5 protein-coding genes are annotated in these 3,760 nt (G+C 70.2%); 3 read left to right on the plus strand and 2 right to left on the minus strand.

Going from position 1 to position 3,760, the window contains the following annotated elements:
- Window positions 1–129: 129 nt before the first annotated feature.
- Window positions 130–1,287, plus strand: coding sequence for an acyl-CoA dehydrogenase family protein (locus tag G6017_RS00590; protein WP_179523632.1), 1,158 nt, complete (start codon window positions 130–132; stop codon window positions 1,285–1,287).
- A 68-nt stretch (window positions 1,288–1,355) separates the two neighbouring features.
- Window positions 1,356–1,766: an arsenate reductase ArsC gene (locus tag G6017_RS00595; RefSeq protein WP_182609654.1), complete on the plus strand. Its 411-nt coding sequence runs from the start codon at window positions 1,356–1,358 to the stop codon at window positions 1,764–1,766.
- Here G6017_RS00595 and G6017_RS00600 read toward each other — a convergent pair.
- On the minus strand, window positions 1,763–1,999 hold the full coding sequence (locus tag G6017_RS00600; RefSeq protein WP_107757545.1) for a thioredoxin family protein: 237 nt from the start codon (window positions 1,997–1,999) through the stop codon (window positions 1,763–1,765). The two genes, G6017_RS00595 and G6017_RS00600, sit on opposite strands and share 4 nt — an antisense overlap.
- Window positions 2,000–2,019: 20 nt before the next feature.
- Window positions 2,020–3,111 (minus strand): permease, encoded by a 1,092-nt coding sequence (locus G6017_RS00605; protein WP_182615398.1) that lies wholly within the window; start codon window positions 3,109–3,111, stop codon window positions 2,020–2,022.
- Between the two features lie 75 nt (window positions 3,112–3,186).
- On the opposite strand from G6017_RS00605, the gene G6017_RS00610 reads away from it, so the two are divergent.
- Window positions 3,187–3,760 (plus strand): NAD(P)-binding domain-containing protein (locus G6017_RS00610; RefSeq protein WP_347237915.1); only part of this gene is annotated, 574 nt, incomplete at its 3' end.

Here is a 3,760-nt window from a genome sequence, read left to right on the forward strand (position 1 = left end):
CGGTACTGATCCGCGGACGGGACTGATCCGCGGGCGGTGCTGATCCGCGGGCGGGACCGCCGGGAGGCCCCGGTCGGTCTGGGTAGGCTGAACCGCGCACGTCGCGTCGATCGACCACCGGAGGCCATGGTGACCCTGCTCTTCCCCGACTACCGCCCCTCCTGGGAGACCGACGACCACCGGCTCCTGCGCGAGCACGCCCGCGCCTTCTTCGCCAAGGAGATGACGCCCAACCAGGAGAAGTGGGCCCGGCAGAAGCACGTGGACCGCGAGACCTGGCTGCGCACCGGCGAGGCCGGGCTGATCTGCCTCGACGTGGCCGAGGAGTTCGGCGGCCAGGGCGGGGACCCGGGCATGGAGTACCTCGTCACCGAGGAACTCGTCTACTCGGGGGACACGGCGTTCGGCATGGGGGTCGGATCGACCATCACCCCCCACTACGTGGCCAACTACGCCACCGACGAGCAGAAGCGGGAGTGGCTGCCCAGGTTGTGCTCCGGTCAGTGGATCTCCGCGATCGCCATGAGCGAGCCCGGTGCCGGTTCGGACCTGCAGGGCGTCCGCACCACCGCGCGGCGTGACGGTGACCAGTACGTCATCAACGGCTCCAAGACCTTCATCTCCAACGGTGGCTCCGCCGACTTCGTGGTGGTGGCGGCCAAGACCGACCTCGACGCAGGCCACAAGGGCATGGCGCTGTTCGCCGTGGAGGCCGACACCCCCGGTTTCGAGCGGGGCCGCGTGCTGGAGAAGATGGGCCGTCACGGCGCCGACACCGCGGAGCTGTTCTTCAACGACATGCGTGTGCCCGCCGCCAACCTCCTCGGCGGCGAGGAGGGGCAGGGCTTCTACCAGCTCATGAACCAGCTCCCGCGCGAGCGCCTGGCGATCGCGGTGGACGCCCTGGCGATGGCCGAGGCCGCCGTGGTGGAGACCCTCGCCTACACCCGTGAGCGGCAGGCCTTCGGCAAGCCGATCCTCGACTTCCAGAACACGCGGTTCGAGCTGGCGGCGTGCAAGACCTCCGTCATGGCCACCCGCACCTTCATCGACCACTGCATCTCCCGCGAGATCGCCGGCGAGCTGGACGCCGTGACCGCCTCGATGGCCAAGCTCCAGGCCACCGACATGCTCGACGACGTGGTGGACCGCTGCCTCCAGCTGTTCGGGGGCTACGGCTACATGATGGAGTACCCCATCGCGCAGAAGTTCGCCGCCGCCCGCGTCATGCGGATCTACGGCGGCACCAACGAGATCATGAAGGAGGTCATCGGCCGGGCGCTGTGACCCGCCGCGCGTGGGCGTCGAGCGGCTACTATCGACAGTCGTCGATACATTCTGCCGGGGGAGCCACCGTGACCGATCGTCCGTCCGTCCTCTTCGTCTGCGTCCACAACGCGGGCCGCTCACAGATGGCCGCGGCCTACACCGAGCACCTGTCCGGAGGCGCGGTGGAGGTCCGCTCGGCCGGGTCGGCGCCGGCGGACTCGATCAACCCGGCCGTCGCCGAGGCGATGGCGGAGGACGGCATCGACATCTCGGCGGCCACGCCGAAGGTCCTCACCACCGAGGCGGTGCGGTCGAGCGACGTGTGCATCACCATGGGCTGCGGTGACGTCTGCCCGGTCTTCCCGGGCAAGCGGTACCTGGACTGGACCCTCGACGACCCCGCCGGTCAGGGTGTCGACGCGGTCAGGCCCATCCGAGACGAGATCAGGCGCCGGGTGACCGGACTCCTCGCCGAGCTCGGCGTGCGCCCGGTCTAGCGTCCGCGCAGGATCTCGGTGAGCTGACGGACGGTGGGCACCTTCCCTCCCAGGACGAGGTCGTCGTCGACCACCAGCCCGGGTGTCTTCATCAGTCCGTAGCCGGCGATCTCGCCGACGTCGGTGACCTCGACGATCTCCGCGTCCTCGCCCAGCGCTGCCAGGGCCTCCCTCGTGCGGGTGACGAGGGTGTGGCAGTTGCGGCAGCCGGGCCCGAGCACCTTGACGATCATGGTTCCTCCTGCATCCGGGGTCAGGCGATCACGTTGAACAGTAGGCCGATGGCGAGGATGCCGGCCGCCACGACGGCGAAGAACAGTGCGAGCAGTGGTGGCCTCATGACCCGCCTGAGCATGATCGCCTGGGGGATGGACAGCGCGATCGAGCTCATGATGAACGCCATGACGGTGCCCAGGCTCATGCCCTTGGCCCACAGTGCCTCGGCGATCGGCACGACCCCGGCTCCGTTGACGTAGAGCGGGATCCCCGCGAGGGTGGCCACGAACACCGCCAGCGGGTTGTCCGGGCCCGCCCAGCGGAGGAAGAAGTCCTCGGGGACCCATCCGTGGATCACCGCGCCGACGCCGACGCCCACCACCACCCAGATCCACACGCTACGGAGGATGTCGCGGGATTCGCCGAGAGCGGCGTCCACCCGTTCGCGCAGCGAGGGCACGTGGCCGTCCGCGCGGAGTACGGCGACGCGGGTGGTGAAGACGACGTCGTCGACCCACCTGTCGAGCCGGAACCGGGACAGGGCCCATCCCGCGACGAAGGCGATGGCGGCGCCGGCGCCGACGTAGGCGGCGGCGATGTGCCACCCGAACATCTCGCCGATCATGATGGCCGCGATCTCGCTGATGAGCGGGGAGGCGATCAGGAGGGTGAGGGTGACCGAGAGCGGGATACCCGCGGCCACGAAGCCGATGAACAGTGGGATCGAGCTGCAGGAGCAGAAGGGGGTCACCACGCCGAGCACGATGGCCAGCGTGAGGCCGACGAACAGCCCCCGGCCCTCGAGCCAGTCCCGCGCGCGGTCGAGGTCGAGGCTCGCCCGGAGCATGCCCACCAGGAACATCAGCCCGAGGAGCAGGAGGACGATCTTGATGGTGTCGTAGAGGAAGAAGTGCACGGCACTGATCGCGCGGTCGGCGAGGTCGAGTCCGAGCCAGCCGACGGCCGCGTCCCAGAACCACTCGTTGGCCACCCACAGGGCCACCCAGGACACCGCGGTCAGCGCGAGCGCCGCCACGAGCCGACGATGCTCACGGGCACCGGTGTCGGTGTCCGGGGCGTCGTTCCCCGGGCCGGACGGGCCGGTCGCGGAGGCGGGCAACGAGGTCATACCTCCACTGTAGGATTGGTATCGATGAGTGTCGATAGGAACTGTTCAGGGGGTGGCGAGAGGGGGTCGGGCAGGGTGAGGGACGTCGTGGTGATCGGAGGCGGCCAGGCCGGCCTGGCCGCCGGTTTCCATCTCACCCGCGCCGGCGCGGACTTCGAGATCCTCGACGCGTCCGACGGGCCGGGGGGTGCGTGGCCGCACACCTGGCCCTCGCTGCGACTGTTCTCGCCCGCCGACTACTCGTCCCTCCCGGGTCGCCGGATGCACCGGACGGACGACGGCAACCCCGACGCGGCCCACGTGGTGGAGTATCTGCGCGGGTACGAGGAGTACTACGGGCTGCCCGTCCGGCGCGGGGTCCGGATCGTGGCCGTGGAGCGGGACGATCCGGACGGGTTCGTCGTCCGTGCCGCCGACGGCCGCCGGTGGCGTGCTCGCGCGGTGATCAGTGCCACCGGGACGTGGTCGAGGCCGTTCGTGCCGACCTGTCCGGGCGTCGGGGGTTTCCGGGGCCACCAGATCCACAGCGCCGGCTACCGGGGTCCGGAGCCGTTCGGCGGCCGGCGCGTCGTGGTGGTGGGCGGTGCGAACTCGGGCGCGCAGATCGCCGCCGACCTCGCCGGACATCTGCAGCAGAGCGACGGCGAAA

The organism is Dietzia sp. B44, from assembly GCF_014145245.1.
GTDB classification, from domain to species: domain Bacteria; phylum Actinomycetota; class Actinomycetes; order Mycobacteriales; family Mycobacteriaceae; genus Dietzia; species Dietzia natronolimnaea.